This is a genomic window from Pseudoalteromonas sp. MTN2-4 (assembly GCF_042848605.1).
In the GTDB taxonomy this organism is placed as follows: domain Bacteria; phylum Pseudomonadota; class Gammaproteobacteria; order Enterobacterales; family Alteromonadaceae; genus Pseudoalteromonas.
The window spans coordinates 255,732-273,916 of record NZ_BTGK01000005.1 but is presented as its reverse complement, the minus strand read 5'-3'; the positions used below and the strand labels follow the sequence as shown (position 1 = coordinate 273,916).

13 protein-coding genes are annotated in these 18,185 nt (G+C 38.6%); 12 read left to right on the top strand and 1 reads right to left on the bottom strand.

The window, feature by feature from the left end:
* Positions 1-157 precede the first annotated feature (157 nt).
* The 10 genes from ACGHEH_RS14190 (at position 158) to glmU (ending at position 13,865) form a co-directional block, all read left to right on the top strand.
* The gene (locus tag ACGHEH_RS14190) at positions 158-2,032 is read left to right on the top strand and encodes a WD40 repeat domain-containing protein (RefSeq protein WP_390446434.1); all 1,875 of its coding nucleotides are present in this window, start codon (positions 158-160) and stop codon (positions 2,030-2,032) included.
* A 645-nt stretch (positions 2,033-2,677) separates the two neighbouring features.
* Positions 2,678-5,755 carry an efflux RND transporter permease subunit gene (locus ACGHEH_RS14185; protein WP_390446432.1) on the top strand — a complete coding sequence of 1,026 codons (3,078 nt, stop codon included), beginning with the start codon at positions 2,678-2,680 and terminating at the stop codon, positions 5,753-5,755.
* Position 5,756: 1 nt separating this feature from the next.
* Positions 5,757-6,563 carry an efflux RND transporter periplasmic adaptor subunit gene (locus ACGHEH_RS14180; protein WP_390446430.1) on the top strand — a complete coding sequence of 269 codons (807 nt, stop codon included), beginning with the start codon at positions 5,757-5,759 and terminating at the stop codon, positions 6,561-6,563.
* Positions 6,564-6,618: 55 nt separating this feature from the next.
* Entirely contained in the window at positions 6,619-7,620 is a 1,002-nt protein-coding gene (locus ACGHEH_RS14175; RefSeq protein ID WP_390446428.1) for a class I SAM-dependent methyltransferase, read from the top strand.
* Positions 7,621-7,622: 2 nt separating this feature from the next.
* A complete protein-coding gene (locus ACGHEH_RS14170) occupies positions 7,623-8,051 on the top strand; it encodes a VOC family protein (RefSeq protein ID WP_390446426.1) in 429 nt (142 codons plus the stop codon).
* A gap of 4 nt (positions 8,052-8,055) precedes the next feature.
* A complete protein-coding gene (locus ACGHEH_RS14165; RefSeq protein ID WP_390446425.1) occupies positions 8,056-9,324 on the top strand; it encodes a DUF6687 family protein in 1,269 nt (422 codons plus the stop codon).
* A complete protein-coding gene (locus ACGHEH_RS14160; RefSeq protein WP_390446423.1) occupies positions 9,317-10,654 on the top strand; it encodes an MATE family efflux transporter in 1,338 nt (445 codons plus the stop codon). The genes ACGHEH_RS14165 and ACGHEH_RS14160 overlap by 8 nt, the downstream gene beginning before the upstream one ends.
* 55 nt (positions 10,655-10,709) lie before the next feature.
* Positions 10,710-11,330: an NADPH-dependent FMN reductase gene (locus ACGHEH_RS14155; RefSeq protein WP_390446421.1), complete on the top strand. Its 621-nt coding sequence runs from the start codon at positions 10,710-10,712 to the stop codon at positions 11,328-11,330.
* Between the two features lie 49 nt (positions 11,331-11,379).
* The gene (ribA, locus tag ACGHEH_RS14150; RefSeq protein ID WP_390446419.1) at positions 11,380-12,012 is read left to right on the top strand and encodes a GTP cyclohydrolase II; all 633 of its coding nucleotides are present in this window, start codon (positions 11,380-11,382) and stop codon (positions 12,010-12,012) included.
* Positions 12,013-12,503: 491 nt separating this feature from the next.
* Positions 12,504-13,865, top strand: a complete 1,362-nt coding sequence (gene glmU, locus ACGHEH_RS14145; protein WP_390446418.1) for a bifunctional UDP-N-acetylglucosamine diphosphorylase/glucosamine-1-phosphate N-acetyltransferase GlmU — start codon at positions 12,504-12,506, stop codon at positions 13,863-13,865.
* Between the two features lie 48 nt (positions 13,866-13,913).
* On the opposite strand, the gene ACGHEH_RS14140 is transcribed toward glmU, so the two are convergent.
* Positions 13,914-14,102: a hypothetical protein gene (locus tag ACGHEH_RS14140; RefSeq protein WP_390446416.1), complete on the bottom strand. Its 189-nt coding sequence runs from the start codon at positions 14,100-14,102 to the stop codon at positions 13,914-13,916.
* Positions 14,103-14,278: 176 nt separating this feature from the next.
* On the opposite strand from ACGHEH_RS14140, the gene ACGHEH_RS14135 reads away from it, so the two are divergent.
* Positions 14,279-15,523, top strand: coding sequence for an HlyD family efflux transporter periplasmic adaptor subunit (locus tag ACGHEH_RS14135; RefSeq protein ID WP_390446414.1), 1,245 nt, complete (start codon positions 14,279-14,281; stop codon positions 15,521-15,523).
* A 46-nt stretch (positions 15,524-15,569) separates the two neighbouring features.
* A complete protein-coding gene (locus ACGHEH_RS14130) occupies positions 15,570-17,693 on the top strand; it encodes a peptidase domain-containing ABC transporter (protein ID WP_390446412.1) in 2,124 nt (707 codons plus the stop codon).
* The last annotated feature ends 492 nt before the right edge of the window (positions 17,694-18,185 follow it).

Sequence of the window (18,185 nt, the reverse complement as noted above, 5' to 3'; positions counted from 1 at the left end):
ATTTCTACGTCAATAATAAGTCAAATTAGTGAAACTTATATTGGCTTTTATATTTTATTTTGGGATTTTAAATTAATTTAATTTCTGTTTTTTAATTCAAGTTTTTTCTTTTTTATAATGATTTTAGTGGTTTTTTATAATCACCAAGGAGGATAGGATGTACGCTTCTAAAAAGATTGATAGCTTTAGAACTAATACAAATGAGCAGTTTATTTTTGCAACGAACTTCGATGGTGAAGTGGAATGTATCGACATTAATACTTTTGAACATATTAACAGTATCAAAGGGCATGTTGGGTCTATTCACACGGTAGCAGTACATAGAACATTAAATTATGTCGCGACATGTGGCATGGACAATAGAATTACCGTTTATGAGTATGATGAAAGCGGTGTGTTGTCTATTGTTGATAGTATTTCAGTGACAGAAGTAGTACCTGAAGGAGAGGAATGGGATAAAGTTATTACAACTTCTCAGGCTATTGATTTTCACCCAACTAAAAAAGTCCTTGCTGCACGAGGCGGGACTTCTGGGTTAGTTGAAGTGTCATTTGAAACTGGAAAATGTGAAATTCTGCATTGTTCACGGTTACACGATTTTTGGGATTTAATCACTGTTCAATATGTGCATGATGGCAGTGGACGTTTGTTATCTGCATCGAATAGGGGTGACATCATTCTTAGTGAGTCCGGCGTTGCTATTAATAAATGGAACATACATGAACAGTTAAGACCACACTCTACCCATTGGATTGAACATGTTGCTGGATCGACTTACGCTATCGCGAATGATGCTTTGAAAGTGATAACCATTGATATCGATGATCTAGAAAAAACAATGATTGGACCTGAGAATGTTGTACTTGATCACCTTGAACATTTGACATACAACCCTGTATCAGACCGCATGTTTGTATCCTCTTTCGACCGAACAGTTGTTGAAGTAGATAGATACAGTGGTGAAAAAGTTAAGGTTGCATTTGAAGCTCCATTTAAATGCCGCTGGCTTAAATCTCTCCAAACAAATCCGAATCACTTGATTGTGCAGTGTCGAAATGGCGCACTTTATAAAGTCGACATTGATACACATGAGGTCATTGCAACAGTAAAGCGTACTCCTGACGCAATATGGACTGGCTTTATGCAAAATGGGACAGTCTTTTTATCAGGAGAAGGTGACTATTTCTATACATTAAAAGCAACAGGGCAAGAGTATGGTAGTCGCGTGACCCAATTTGATATTGAGTCAACGTCTATATTTAAAAATGGACAAAGTTATACAAAAAGACTTCAAAGTGACGGCAACGTTGTGGCATTTGCTAGGACCAATAATGTCTTATATACCTACAATCTAGCTTCAAAATCAGTAACAGATATTGAGTTAACCAGCGCAATTAGAGACATCGAGCTATTTGAAGAAGGTGAAAAATTCTTAGCCTGTTGTGAAGATGGCAATGTTTATCTCGGTAATACCGATGGCTCAAGCAAAGAAAAAATATTCACATCAAGCACTTCTGTTTGGTCTGTTTCTTTAAATAAAGAAAAAGGCCTCATTGCAATGGCTGATCGTAAGGACCGAGTCCACTTTCTCAACATGAATACGGGAGAAATCACTCATTTTGAATACCTATCTGAATATGGAAGTAAATATATCAAGAGAATTCAATGGGTTAGTGAGGATGAGTTATTAGTCGCTTTAGGTGGAGACCTAATTAAGTATCGTTTATCTACTAATAAAGCGACAGAACACTTCAGAGCACCAAATACAATCGAAGATTTTGCGTGGGATAAAAATAAGCGTTTCTTAATTGTTATGAGCTACACGCGATTCATTTATCTCTGTGACTTTGACTCTGGCAGGTTGTTACATACAGCTGGTGCATCAATTGATTATACCAAAGGGCTTTGCTTCATTAATGGCGAGGACGACTTTATTTCATTTGGTCGTGATGGTGTTCCATATTATCACCGTATCCATGATGAAAGGATTGTTACTCACGGCGTTATTAATAACTTCAAACCTAAATTTTAGATTTCAAAGGAGGGGTTATGTCTGTAGTTACTAACGTATGAATATGATTTAAAAGGTTTTATTTTTTTACAAACAAGGAGGATAAGAATGTCTGTAGTTACTAACGTATAACATTGATTTTATTGGTTTTATTTTTAATACAAGCTAAATGGGAGAATAAGAATGTCTGTAGTTACTAACGTATAGTATTGATTTAATTGGTTTTTATTTTTTTAACTAGCAAGGGGAAGAAGAATGTCTATAGTTACTAACGTATAAGTCTGATTTTATTGCTTTTATTTTTTAACTGGTAAGGGGAAAGAGAATGTCTGTAGTTACAAATGTGTAAATTTTAACGGTTTTATCATGGTTAATTGAATATAAGAAAATATAACAAAAGGGGATTTAAAATGTCTGTAGTTACCAACGTATAATCAAATCAGTTTTTTTACATTAATCTTTTAATTAAACAGAAGGAGCTTTCTAATGTCAGTAGTTACTAACGTATAAGTTTAAAACGATTTTTTATTTCATATTAACTTTAAAATAAGGAGATTAGTCATGTCAGTAGTAACTAATGTGTAAATTTAAAATGTGTCAGGTCTATTAGGCCTGACTTAATCAAGGTTGGTTTGTAGGTTTTTAATAAGGTAATGGGATTTTCAAATGTTTAAAGGTCTTTTGGCGCAAAGTGCTTCAGTAATAAGTTTAGCAGTGATCACCATATTGTTGGGATTTCTAAGCATTGCAAAACTCCCTATTGAGTTAACACCAGATATTGTCAAACCAACATTGGTTATTCAAACACAGTGGCCAGCAGCATCTCCTCAAATTATAGAAGAAGTGCTGATCGAGCAACAAGAAAGAGTGCTACAAAATATAAGTGGCATTAATAGAATTGAGTCAACAGCTTATAATGGCTTGGCCAGTATTATGCTCACATTTAACTCAAATAGTGACCTTGCAAGCCTAACTCAAATGGTGAGTACTAAGCTTGGTCAAATTGAGAATATTCCCCTTGAAGTTAGCACACCACAACTTTTGTCTTTAGACGGCAGTAATGAAGCGTTGAGCTGGTTGTTTTTGTTAAAAAATGAAGATAAACAAGGTGACGGCTTCAATATCAAACACTACGCAGAAAATATACTGGTACCTAAACTTGAGAAGCTAAGTGGGGTGTCTAATGTTGCAATTTATGGTGATGCATTTAACCAGTTAGTGGTTGACCTGGATTTGTATAAATTAACCAATAACAACTTATCAATTACACAAGTAAAAAGGGCGCTTCAGACAAACTTTGATATTTCTGCAGGCACTAAGAGTATTTCCAATAGAGATTATCGCATCATATTTGAAAGCCAATATGACGCTGAAGATATGCGTGAAATGGTCGTTGATTGGAAAGGCTCTTACCCTGTCAAGTTAGGTGATGTAGCAGAGGTGTCAATTCAGAAAGGAAAAGTTTCTTCTGCAGTGTTCCTAAATGGTAAGCCTGGTGTTTCTTTAAAAGTAATGAAGATGCCGAATTCAAATTCAGTAGAGACACTCACTCAGATTAAAGAAATCATTACAGAGTTTAATGCTGTAAACCTAGATGAAAATGGGTTGAAGTTAAGCATGTCATTTGATCCAACTAAGTACATCTATGACGCAATCGATATGGTCTCTGCAAATTTGCTTTTTGCTATTATTTCTACGGTTTTAGTTGTTTATCTTTTTATTCGTAACAGTATAACCACTGCACTTGTGGCGATTTGTATACCTATTTCGTTATTATCAACTCTGTCTTTTTTATATCTATTAAATGTAAGCCTTAACCTGATTTCTCTAGCTGGCTTGGCGATATCTGTAGGGTTAGTGGTTGATGCCGTCATTGTTGTACTCGAAAGCATTAGACAGCAGGATCAGTCCAAGCGTGTCGTGGAACGTGTCATTGCAGGTGCAGACAAAGTTAAAGGCGCGCTATTTTCTTCGACAATCACAACTTTAGTTGTTTTTGGTCCAATTATTACTATGTCAGAGGTTGAAGGGCAAATATTTAGAGATTTAGCGGTTGCCATAAGCATTGCTGTTTTAACGTCATTGGTCATTTCTTTAACTTTGATACCTGTGCTTTACAATTACCTTTCTCCATTAATCCAAGAGAGTAAGAAAGAACACAGCGGTATTTTGTTAAAAAAATACCAAACATATTTCACACAGTTTTTATCAAATAAAAAAGTTCCGGCATTGGTACTCGTTGTAAGTTTTCTAGGCGCATTATTAATCTTTGTTAAGAGTGATATTGAAGCTGATTATTTACCAGCAGTAGAAGAAGATATGATGAAACTGTCATATGTTTTCGATAAAGGCACGAGTCTTGAGCATAAAAAATCGCTGGTTGTTGAACCAACCCTGCAAATTTTAGAAAGCTTACGTCTGCAAGACGATCCCGTTGTAAAAAATTACTTTGTGATGTTCTTTGAAAACTTTTCAGTACTGGGAATTCGTCCCGTACCTGGCGTGAGTATGCAATCACTCGAGCAAATTATTAAAGAGCAGGTGGTGATAAAAGCACAAGGCGTTTCAAGTTTTGTCTATAGAAATAAGTTCCTTAGTGGTCAAGGTTGGAGCAAAAAAGTAGACCTGAATCTTCAAGCTGCTGATATGCAAGTCCATCAAGAGGCTGCAGATGAACTGCTTACGCTACTTAAGATGCATTTTCCTGAGAGTAAAATTAATCCTAAAAACAGTGTGAAATTATCAAGCCCTATTTTGAAAATAGAAGCTAACCGTCAAAGAATGGCACAGTTAGGTTGGGACACACAGTCAATCTCTCTTTTAATACAAGGCATTGGTGAAGGTTCTTTTACTGGAGATTATTTTGATGGTAATAAGCGCATTCCTACATACCTTAAGATTAATGATTGGGATCAGCCAAGCCAAATTGCGAATTATCCTGTTATTTCACCAACTGGACAACGATCTGTACTAGGAGATCTATTCACTATCTCAGAAAGTGTTGGACCTTCAGAGATCTATCGACTAGATGGGGTTAGAGCATCCACATTTGAAATATACCCAGGCCAAAACTTATCGGTAAATGAAGTAGTAGACACAATTAACTCGGATATTGCACAGCAGTTGGCTTTAAATTTTGGGGAGCAGGCAAACCTAACTTATGGCGGTGTTACGGATAAGTATCAACAAGTTAAAGAGAGAATAAACAGCGTTGTAGCTTTGGCGTTTGCCATCGTAGCCATCGTTCTTTTGAGCTTACTAAAAAACGTTACAAAGTTAGTGTGTGTATTAACCACCGTGCTATTTGCTTCATCTGGCGGATTACTATTTCTTGAAATTATTAACATAGTGACAATTCAAAAGCTGGATATGCTAACTATGGTTGGGTTCATTATTGGCTTTGGCCTTGTAGTAAATAACTCAATTCTAGCTGTACAAAGCGGTGATCAAACGGCCAGTCAGTTACTTGATATTGAACAACTCATGAACAACTTAAAAAACCGTTTGAAGCCGATTATCGTCACAACGATTACCAGTATTGTGGGCATGGTACCTCTGATATTTTCACCAGGGGATGGCAGTATGATTTATCGCGGGCTTGCCACTGTCATCGTGGGCAGCTTGGTCTTCGGCATGATTTATACCTTGTTTATTTTGCCTGCTCTATATGTATATCTAGTTAAATTGACAAACACAGTGAATGGTTTGGTTACAGTTAAGTTTATGAAGTTAAGGAGTGAGTAATATGCTTATCAACTATAAAGTTTCTTTAAAAGGTGCAGTTTTATTTTTAGCTTTAGCGTTTCCATTAAAACAGGCTAATGCGGCTAAAGAAATCAGCTCAGATTTAACTTATTTTGGCACTGTTATAAGTCGCTCATTTAGCAATGTGGCGAGTGATGTTGAAGGCTTGGTGGTATCAAGGTTAGAAGAGGGCAGTGTTGTTGAAAAAGACACTGTTATTGCTCGATTAGATACAAAAAGGTTGGAAATTGAAAGGAAAAGAATTCTAGCCAAGATTAAACAGAAAACAAAGCAACTGGCGCACGATGAATTGCAAGTACAGCGTATTCAAATGCTCAATGGTAGTAACGCGATTTCTGCAGACAAATTAGATCAAGCGGTGTTAAAAAAAGAGCTTTCACAAGAAGCGCTTGATATAGCTAAACATGATTTAGAGGTTGTAAGCCTTGATATCGAGCGCTCTACAATACGGGCACAGATCTCAGGTGTGGTTGCTCAGTCTTTTGTACAAGTAGGCGAGTATGTTCAGCGTGGTACAGCTCTGAGCAAAATTGTTGACCCGAATTATATCGAAGTAACAATGCGTGTTTCAGGTGAGCAAAGTGCCAATGTGCCAGTAAACTCATCGGTCACTATTAGAACAAATAGTCGTCAGGGTATAGGCACCATTCGCTCTCATATCCCCAGTTCAAATATAGATAACCCACATACAGAAATGCGAGTCGAAGTGGTTTCTGGCGAATTTACACCAGGTGAAATGGTTAAAGTAATCGCTACAACTCACTTGGCTCAAAGAGATAAAACATAAACCTATTTTAATTTACATGTCATACGGCAATAACAAGAACAGAAAGGAAATCCAAATGGAAAATATTAGACAAAACCTGATTGGCAAGGCGGTAGCCTATCGCGATTCAATGGCACTATTCTGGGTATTTGAACTTGATTTAATTAAGCATCTAGGCGCGAACAATTTGACCGCTCAAGCGCTATCAGAGGCATCTAAAGTTCACTTATCTAAAGTGCATGCTCTATTGGCCTTTATGGTTGAAGTATCATTGGTCGAGCATAACTTAGAAGAGAATACTTTTAGTTTAAAGGCTGAAAATCGTGAATATCTTTTGGAGCATTACGCAGAGCTAAAAGATGAAGCTTGTTATTTCAGAGAGCAATTGGAGCAATGGGTAAACCTAAGCTTCCCAGTGAGTGGCACTGATGCCGATGAAAGTGAGCTACCTGAAAGCAAGATGTTTAATGAAGGTAATGGGTTAGTCGAATATCTACGCATGGTAAAAAATGCTAACAAGGCGCATGCAGAGTTTTTGGCTGATAGCTTAAAAGATATTTTCCCAAGTGATATGTTCAACAAAGTCTTAGACTTAGGTGGCGGTCATGGTGCTTATTCGCAACTTATCAAAGCCGCTTTTCCCACTGCTGAAGTGCAACTTGTAGACTTACCAAACACCGTCGCAGCATCACAGGAAATTAACAAAGGAAATGCTGCAATGGATCAAGTAATAATGAAGGTGGGTGATGCGTTTGATACAAGTACTTACGACAATAACTACGATCTAATTTTAATGAATGATTTATTGCACTCATTTTCTTATGAGAATAAGCAATTGTTAGTCAGAAACTGTGTGGAGTCACTCAATAACGGCGGGTACTTAGCAATTTCAAAAGTAAAACATGCCTTCACTGAGAAAGAAAACAATTTTAACTTGTCGATTAAGCTAAATGTAAATACCGGCACGGGTTATTTAGAAAGCGATCATGAGCTAGAAAATATTTTAAAAGAGCAAAATCTAGCACTATATAAAGTTGTTTCGCACGGTCATAAAGTCACTTACATCGTTAGGAAGTAATCATGCAACTAAATCATATTAATATATTAACGACAGATGTGGCTCGTTCCGTGGCATTTTATGAAAAGCTTTTTGGTGCAAGAAAAATCTTTGAATTTCATGAAAATAAAGTGGTATGCATAATCAATGGATTTGAGTTCTTTATTCAAAAAGTTGATGAGGTTATATACCCAGAGCATTTTCACTTAGGTATTCGAACAGATCACAGTAAGTTAGATACTCTATATCAAGTAGCTAGAGATCTTAAGGTACCTTTTATTAAGGGTAGTAATCCAGAGCCAGACGTTTTTGAGTATGACGAATATCGCACTGCATTTTATCTTACCGATCCTGACGGCTTGGAGATAGAAGTGTATACACCAGATAAGTTTGTGCTTGATGATGAGCAAGAACAAGCACATACCTGCTCTAGCCTTTGTGTTAATGGATAATCATATGGCTAATATAGACGTGCTGGAATCACAAATAAACTATCAACTGGGAGGGCGAATTATCGCCCTTGCTGGTGGGTTACCTTCTATTGATGTCTTAGCCCAATACTGTGAAGGCAGCTTCACTATGAGCTCGCTGGATACGCATGCAGGCAATGCTACGTTGAATGTTGAGCGCTATAACGGGCAGGAAGTAACATCTGAAAAGCGAGACTTTTCAGTGTTCAGTTCTACAGAAGTCGTTAATTGTCATGACGGCCTGTCTAAAGAAAACTTTACTTCGTTTTCTTATCAAGGTCGCCAGTTTGATATTGTGAATGATAACTCAGCACCTTTAGTTGAACATATTGCGTTGGATAGCTATCAATTTCCTAGCACGCAAATGTGCTTGTCGCATTGGCCAGGTAACACGACACCTCAGGCTTTTCGAAGTCACTTATCGGCGTTATCAACTTATCTTTATACACAATCTAAAGCGTTTAACCCTGACTTTAAATATATTTATATCAATCATTACGATGTTGATTCAGTAGTGAGTTTGTATCTTTACCTAAACCCTGATCTAGGTAAATGCATGAGTGACTTCTTAGTTGAGGTTGCCCATTGCGGTGATTTCTATTCATATGCAAATGAAAAGGTACTTTGTACTGCATTGGCTATTAAAAATATCCCTCGTCATTTTGAGTGTGATACTCACCAACAGGCGATTGCACAAGCCATTGGTATTATGGGTGATATTATTGATAACTTGGACAAATACACGCATTTATGGCGAGCTGATTTAGAGTTCATCAAGCTCGAATCTCAGCTGTTGCTTGTATCTGAGGTGACGGTTAATTTGGATTGTGATCTTACTCATTATAAACTTGAAGACTGTAATGAAACCAGAGCGCTATTCAAGCAATTAAAAATAAATGGCATTGATGAGTTGTCTTTAATCCCTTTCTTTAATCACACAACAACAGGCAATATCTTCTTTTCTTACGGCAATGAATTTTTACTTCTGCAAATGTATGAAACTTGGGTTGAGTATACGCAAAAAGATGGACATGGCTTTAATGATCGGATCGATTTGAGGGCACTGGCGAATTATTTAAAACAATTTGGTGAATGTAGTTATACAGGTGTACACACGATTAGACCTAGATTGCGTTTAAGTTCTGTTGAAGGCTCGCCTTGTGATGCGGACAAAGTTATACGTCATTTTATGAGTTTTACGCGAGACTCTCAGTGTCAGTGGCAACAAGCTTCCAGGAGTGAAGAACATGTTTAAATATATAAATGAACTACTTACGCTATCTTTTCCGATCACTGTTGCTAGAATTGGCACTTTTTTAATCGTTTTTATTGACGTGATTATGATTGGTGGTGAGGGGGCTTTTGCATTTAATGCTTATAATTCAGCTAATTTAATCAATACCGCTTTTTGGTTAATGGGGATAAGCGCACTTTTTGGGATCCGAATATTAATCAGTCAAAACAGCCAAAATTCAGATGAAAGCCTTATTCAAGCCATTGTCTCTGAGGGAGTGTATTTTGCAATTGGGATTGCGTCCTGCTTATTCATATTGAGCCTCTTTTCACACAGTTGGATTCCATTATTTGGCTACTCTGAAGATACTTATAAAGCTATGATCCCAGTAATAATTTGCTTAGGAGTTGGCTTGTTCGGGCATATGGTATACGCCGCAATTGCTTTTTATCTTGAGGCGACAGAAAAAGCAAAAGTGGCTATGTGGATAGTACTGTTTGGGATTATTCTGAACTTCGCTCTAAATCATTTGTTTGTCTCTTTATTTGAAGGTACTTCACACTCTTATTTGATAGCAATTGCAACATCTGTCGTGCGTACAGTGATGTGCCTTTTCGCGATTCTTTACGTAATAAAAATTTGTAAAATCAATCCTTTCTCTCGATCAAAGCGTCATGAGAGTCGCGTTTATGCTCGCAAAGAGCTATATGGACATGGTGTCGCAAGTATTGCCATTGCAAGCATGAGTTTCGTGTCTGTATTTTTCAGCTCAATCATGGAAAGTATCGGTATTATTGAAGCAGCCGCTTTCCATATCTTCATGAGTTTAGTTGGTTTAATTTCTAACTTTACGAGTGGGGTAGCGTCTGCACTAAGTATTAAGGTGGGTAGATCCTATAGTACTGGCGACTATTCAGATATTACGCATTATTGCATGGCGACATTATGGATAAGTGTGGCTGTTTCTGTATTGTTTCATGCAATTTCTTTGTTTGCTGGTGGCTTTGTTGTTGGGTTTTATTCAACAGAAAATGATGTAATTACCAAATCTTTAGAATATTTAGTAGTTTGTGGCTTTATTTTTGTTTTCTGTGATGTTTTCATTAAGGGGGCAAGCGGTGTGTCTAGAGGACTTGGAGATAAGAAATTTACCACCTTGACCATCGTATTAGCAAACATTGTAGGGGTTATGTTGGCTTACTTTATGTGCATATCTCTAAATATGGATAGTTATTATTTATTTATCTGTGTAGCAATGGTTAATTTAGTGAGCTCTATATTAATAGCGCTTAAATCAATTCAAATAATTAATGAACAACAAACACTCAACAGGCAGTCCATAGGCGCCTAGTTATAAATTTGGAGGAAAGGCCTGTATTTTAACAAGGATATAAGGCCATATTTTTATGAATATATTAATTGTATCTGGAAGCCCAAGGAAAGGTTCCCAGTCAGCGAAAGTTGCAAATCAGTTTAAAAAAATATTAGTTCAAAGGTTTAAGGTCGATGATAAGAATGTGAATATTCTTGATCTGTCTGACAATAAACTACCTTTATGGCCAGCGGATGACCCTCAATTAAACGCGGCTCAAGTAAAGGATAATATTGAATCTGTGGTATTCCAGCTTCAAAAAGCCGATGCTTTGGTATTTCTCTCACCTGAATATCACGGTATGGCTTCTCCGGCGCTTAAGAATTTCTTTATGTATTGCCCTGTGTTTGACATAGCACATAAACCAGCCTTAGCTGTTGGAGTGTCTTCTGGCCGTGGAGGTACTTATCCAATCACCGAGTTAAGAATTAGCAGCTTCAAAAACAACCACCTTTTCTACATACCAGAGCATCTCATCATTTCAAATGTGATCGAAGAGTTTGAAAAAGAGAGTTATACATCTTGGGAAGAGATGTCTGTGACTGAAAAGCGTGCGACTGATTGTCTTGATATGTTGCTAACCTATGCGGAGGCATTAAAGGGCGTTAGGGGTAAATTGGTCGATATACAACAAGACTATCCGTACGGTATGTAAGCAACCAAAATAATCAATAACAAATATAGAGCAAGAAAATAAGGAAATAATGATGGATAAACTCGAGAAGCTTAAATCATCTGAAGTAGTAAGTGTTCGCAACAGTACATTAGTTCCTCTTGGGGACTATGACAAACCGTCAGAAATGTTTTCATTCTATGGCCTTGAAGATGGTAAAGAGCACATTGTAATTGCACTGGGTGATTGGGAAAACGTGGAAGTGCCTTTAGTGCGTTTGCATTCTGAATGTTTAACTGGTGATGTTTTTAATTCAAGAAAGTGTGACTGTGGTGAGCAGTTAGAGCAAAGCATAGATGAAATTTACGAGCATGGTGGCTTTGTGGTTTATTTACGACAAGAAGGTCGAGGTATAGGTTTATATAACAAGATAGATGCATATAGGCTTCAGCAACAAGGTATCGATACATTTACTGCTAATACGCACCTTGGTTTTGAAGATGATCAGCGCAGCTTTAAGGTCGCTGCTGACATGCTGACAGCCATAGGGGTTGAAAAAGTGATATTGCTTTCTAATAACCCAGATAAAAAAGCACAATTAGAAGCAAATGGTGTAAGTGTTGAAAAGATGCAAAATACAGGTGTATTTCATAACGAGCATAACTATAACTACTTACTTGCTAAAGTAGAAAGCAGTAATCATAAAATTAACTTGCCTCGTTAGAGTAGGCGTAAACTGCCACAAATTAATGATAGGGTCCTGCAGCATTAAAAAGCCGCAGGACTTTTTTATATTTGAGCCATGCAGGCTATTTGTGGGAGCGCTTACACTGTCGAGTTAATCGGCAATACATTGAATTTATATGGAATATTATTACGCTGCATCTGATCTAATAACAAGAAAGATCGCCTTACCGAGTTAACTGACCAAGCTTAATGTGAGGATAACCTACTTTTTTCCTTATCAAGTTTTCAGAGTCATAGAGTTGTACAACAAGCTGCTTCCCCGAAGGTATTTGGCTTCTATTTGTCTCGATTCCTGAGAACAAGGTTTTTTATGACTATCAATTTTGATAATTCTAGTTAAAATATCGGCAATAATTTCTACGCGATATTTTGTTCTACGCTTTACAGTTTGATTGTGCACACGGAGTGGCAATCTTAGAGTAACTAATTGAGCATAGGAATCTAAAGTAAAAAAAGGATCCCTCACTGATGGCATTAGATACCGTTATTCTTGCTGCGGGTAAAGGCACCCGTATGCGTTCTAAACTTCCAAAAGTCCTTCATTCGATTGCTGGTAAACCTATGGTTCAGCATGTAATCGACAATGCAATATCACTTGGTGCGCGTGAAACAAACTTAGTTTATGGTCATGGTCGAGAGCAGTTACAAGCAGCGCTTTCTCACAATGATGTAAATTGGGTTTTACAAGAAGAACAGTTAGGCACAGGCCATGCTGTTGCTGTTGCCAAAGAGCACCTTGCTGATGAAAATACCGTTTTAATTCTATACGGTGATGTGCCATTGACTAAAAAGTCGACGTTAGAAAAGTTACTAGCGGCAACGCCTGAAAAAGGGCTTGCTGTGCTAACAGTCAACCTTGACGATCCAACAGGTTATGGACGTATGATCCGAGAAAATGGCAAACTTGTGGGCATCGTAGAACAAAAAGACGCGACTGCAGAGCAGTTAGCTATCCAAGAAATAAACACGGGTATCATGGCGGTAAATGGAGGGTTGTTGAAGCGTTGGTTAAGCAACCTTTCAAATAATAATGCACAAGGCGAATACTACCTGACAGACATCGTCGCTATGGCGCACAGTGAAGGCGTTGAAATTACTTCGGCTCAACCCGATCACCCAATGGAAGTTGAAGGCGCGAACAACCGTGTGCAACTTGCTGCCCTTGAGCGAGCTTACCAAGCATGGCAAGCAGAAGAGCTAATGATCAACGGTGCAAGTCTTGCAGACCCAGCACGCATCGACGTGCGTGGTACGGTAAAAACAGGCCAAGACGTACAAATCGATGTGAATGTTATCTTTGAAGGTGATGTTGTGATCGGCGACGACGTGGTTATTGGCCCAAATTGTGTACTTAAAAACTGTACCATCGGTGATGGTGTGGTTGTAAAAGCAAACAGCATGATTGAAGATGCGCAAGTCGCTGCTAAGTGTACACTTGGTCCATTCGCACGCTTACGCCCAGGTGCGGTGATGGAAGAAGACTCTCACATTGGTAACTTTGTTGAGATGAAAAAATCACGCTTAGGTAAAGGCTCAAAAGCAAACCATCTGACTTACTTAGGTGATGCTGAAGTCGGTGAAAAAGTAAATATTGGCGCAGGTACCATTACTTGTAACTATGATGGTGTAAATAAATCAAAAACCATTATTGGTGACAACGCGTTTATTGGCTCTAACTCTTCTTTAGTAGCGCCTGTGCAAATTGGTGCGACTGCGACAATCGGCGCAGGTTCGGTGATCACTTCAACGGTAGAAGATGAGCAACTGGCTGTTGCGCGTGGCAAGCAGCGCAACCTTGATGGTTGGCAACGTCCTGTTAAGAAATCTTAATACCATTCATATGAAGTAGCTGTTACAGCTACTTCATTTATTTACAGCTTAGCCATTAGGATTTAGCTGAATAAAACACAATGCGTCACACTTAGCTGAATCTCCCCAATCATCTTCATCTAAATGAGTAAAAAGAGGTCCACCAGCTCCACCGACACGAGGTGTCATTTGTGCAGGTAAATGAGACTTGTCTAAGTTTAGCTTTTTGAATGTTTTTTTATTTAATTTTAATTTCATTATAACTTTCCTTATTTGTTGAAATTATAGACTAATTATACGTTCCTTTTTTGTCAACATCATACTTGATGATATATTGCTTAACATGAAAAGGAGATTTTACATTTATCAGCAGCAAGGAAAGTGGTACATTGAATTTCAAAGTTAATTTAACGTTAACATATAAGAAGTAACCTATGGACAGTCTATTCCGCAAAGAAGTGCTGGAGCATAAACGACATCGACTAGAAGGAGCTGTGTCGCTTATTCAGCCACCCATTTTTAGAAGACTCACAGTGTTGATCTTAACGGTCGTCGTTGTCAGTCTGGTATTTTTGAGTCTTGGGCAATACACCAGAAAAGAGCGTGTGAGTGGGGTGATAGAACCCGATGCCGGTCTTTTACGTGTTGAGGCCTCTCAGGCAGGCTTAATTTCAGAAGTGCTCGTTTCTGAAGGTCAGTTTGTTGAAGTCGGTGAACCGTTGTTGAGAATAGCCTCTGCGAAGCACAGCAGCCAAGAGTTAGAACTCAATCAGGCTTTACTTAACCAATATCAGTTTCAACTTAATTCACTCGAGCGACAGTTCACCCAGCAAATTGCTCAGGATAACTTAGATCTTGAGCAGTTGAATTTGCAGAAAATCTCTCTCGAGCAGCGTTTATCAGAATTAGACAGCCAAGCTGCCACCTTTAAACAGCGACTAATGTTAAATCAGAAGATGGTTGAGCAAGTCGGTAGTTTAAAAGGCACAGGCTATATTTCAGAGTTAGAACTGCAAAGACAAAAAGATACCTTATTGTCGCTGCAACAGCAGGCGTCGAGTATCAAGTCAGAGCGTGTGTCACTGGTTAGTCAATTACAGCAACTCGAAAAGCAAATTGAGCAACGACCTTTGCAACAGCAAACGCGTATTGCGCAATTGGAGTCACAGCGCGCCGATCTTAAAATGCAGTTGTCGTCGATTGAGCAGCAGCGTCTAGGTGAGTTAAGAGCACCTAAATCAGGTATTGTCAGTGGTCTCACTGCAAAAGTAGGTAAAACAGTGGCAACAGGGCAAAGCTTACTCTCTGTGCTTCCTGAAAACAGTGAAATGCAAGCAATCGTCTATGTACCTACTTCGGCTTTTGGTTTTGTTGATGTTGGCCAAAATGCCCGTTTGCGCTATCACGCCTTCCCGTATGAAAAGTTCGGGGTGTACGATGGCACCATCAAAGAAATCAGTAATTCAGTGATATTACCTGAAGAGGCTGCAACACCAGGCGTACTGACAGAGCCTGCTTATCGTGTGGTTGTGGCACTCTCTGAACAAGATATTCAAGCTTATGGAAAAGCGACACCACTTAGAGCGGGTATGAGGCTCGACGCAGATATCGTGATCGAAGAACGTTCACTTCTACGTTGGTTATTTGATCCGGTATTTAGTATTAAAGGTCAGCTGTAAATTTTCAGCACAAACTATGTTTATAACAATAATAAGGCAGTAAAAGATGCATGAAGAAGATGAAAGTGTAGTAAACAAACTACAGTTTTGGTCAAGGAACTCATTGCCCATTATTTTACAGTCGGAAGCCGCGGAGTGTGGCTTAGCAAGTTTAGCCATGGTGGCGTGTTACCATGGCTATCAAACCGACTTGGTATCTATTCGACAAAAATTTAGCATTTCTCTAGAGGGCGCGACGCTGCTCGATATTATGGGATTTGCTGAGCAACTCAAGCTAAGCACAAGACCACTACGTATTGAGCTTGAAGATCTTGACGCATTGCAAACGCCCTGTATTTTACACTGGGATCTCAATCACTTTGTGGTGCTAAAAAAAGCCAATGAAAAGCGCATTGTCATTCATGATCCTGCTAAAGGCGAAAAAACGCTGACCCTAGAAGAAGCGTCAAAACATTTCACCGGTGTTGCTCTAGAGCTCACACCGACCAAAGACTTTGAAAAACAAGAAAGTAAACCCACACTCAGATTCTCTGACTTTTGGAGCCGAATCTCGGGTCTTAAACGTTCTTTATTGCTGATCTTCTTACTGTCTTTGCTGTTACAAGTATTCACCCTGGCTGCACCATATTACATACAATTAGTCATTGATGATGTTGTACTCACAGGCGATACCTCCTTATTGACCGTACTCGCCGTCGGTTTTTTCTTGGTATTAGTGTTTGAGATAGCCACCAATGCGCTGCGGGGCTTTACCTTGCTGCATTTTGGTAATCAAATGAATATTCAGCTCGGTGCCAATTTATTCCATCACCTTGTACGCTTGCCGATTTCTTACTTTGAAAAGCGCCACATGGGTGATGTGGTATCGCGTTTTGGTTCACTACAGCAGGTTAAACAATTACTCACCACTGGGGTTATTGAGGCCATTATTGATGGCCTAATGGCGATAATCACCTTGGCGATGATCTTCTTCTATAGCCCAACCCTTTCTGCGGTGGTGCTGGTGGCGGTATTTGCCTATGCCGGCGTGCGAATTGCCATGTACAAGCCATATAGGGCGATTAGCGAGCAAGAAATTATGGCACGAGCCGAAGAGAACTCTAACTTCATGGAAACCGTGCGAGGCATTCAAACCATCAAGCTATTTGGTTCTGAAGTAAAACGTGAAGGGCAATGGCAAAACCGCTATGCCAATGCTATTAATCAGAACATTCGAATTGGTAACTTTAATATTGGTTACGAAGCCATTAACCGTGCTTTATTTGGTATCGAAAACATTGTGGTGGTCTATTTGGCGGCGCACTTAGTGATCCAAGGTGGATTCAGTACCGGTATGTTATTTGCGTTTATGTCTTATAAACGTCAGTTTATGGAAAAAACCGCCAACCTTATTGAGAAGTTTATTGAGTTCAAGATGTTAGGTTTACACTTTGAGCGTATAGCAGATATTGCATTGACTGAAAAAGAAGATTTACAGCCAACAAATATCAAACGTCATAGTATTGAAGGTGACATTGAAATCAAAGGCGTGAGCTTTGCTTATTCAGATGCAACCCCGAATGTACTCGATAACTTGAGCTTGAAGATAAAAGCTGGCGAGTCGGTGGCAATCACAGGGCCTTCGGGCTGTGGTAAATCAACGCTATTAAAACTCTTGTTGGGGCTCAATAAAGCCAAATCTGGCGAAGTGCTAATTGATGGCGTACCGCTTGAGCAAATAGGTGCGCGACAATACCGACAGCAAATCGCGGCGGTCATGCAAGACGATGAGCTTTTATCTGGGTCGGTCTCAGATAACATCGCTTTCTTTGATTCACCCGTTGATATGGAGCGCGTGGTGTATTGTGCACAACTTGCAGCTATACATGACGATATCGCGCAAATGCCTATGGGCTACGATAGTTTAATTGGCGATATGGGCTCGAGTCTTTCTGGAGGTCAAAAGCAGCGTATTATTCTTGCCCGTGCTTTATATAAACAGCCTAAGATCTTGTTTATGGATGAAGCCACCAGCCACTTAGATACTAATTTAGAAGCCGATATTAATGAGGCGGTTTCCCGTTTAGATATCACCCGAGTAATTATTGCGCATCGTAAAGAAACGATTGCGTCTGCTGATAGAGAAATTAAGCTGAAGAAAGTAAAAGATAAGTTACAAGAGCAAGCATAGAACATACATAGACTAAGAAGCGCGTCTAATGAAGTGCCTCTTAGTTAATGTAAATTAATACCAATCCGCAATAACATTTAATCATTTTGAGGGATTAAACCGGATGATAGCGCGTTAAAGGTTTCTCATTTAGAACAACTAAATAACGAAATATTTGCCTTGCCTGCATATATGTAGGTACCTCAGTGATAGCAGGACGCGTGAGCGGTGCTACCAACAAGGTTTTCTTGCCTCAAAATAGACCTCTTAGTTAAGCGGATTGATATAATAATGCTAATCGTATGGACCCAAGCATTGTTAATGAAACGCTATTTTCAAATAAGCTTTGATTAGTCAACACTTGGTGTCATAAATTACTGCTATTTAACATACAGAGTTGCTTATAAATTGTTTTTTTGTTATTATTGTGTAAAAATAAACTTTCAAAATAAAAATAAAAGGAATAAATTATGAAGTTAAAACTTACCTCTAAAAAGTTAAAAAATCTATCGA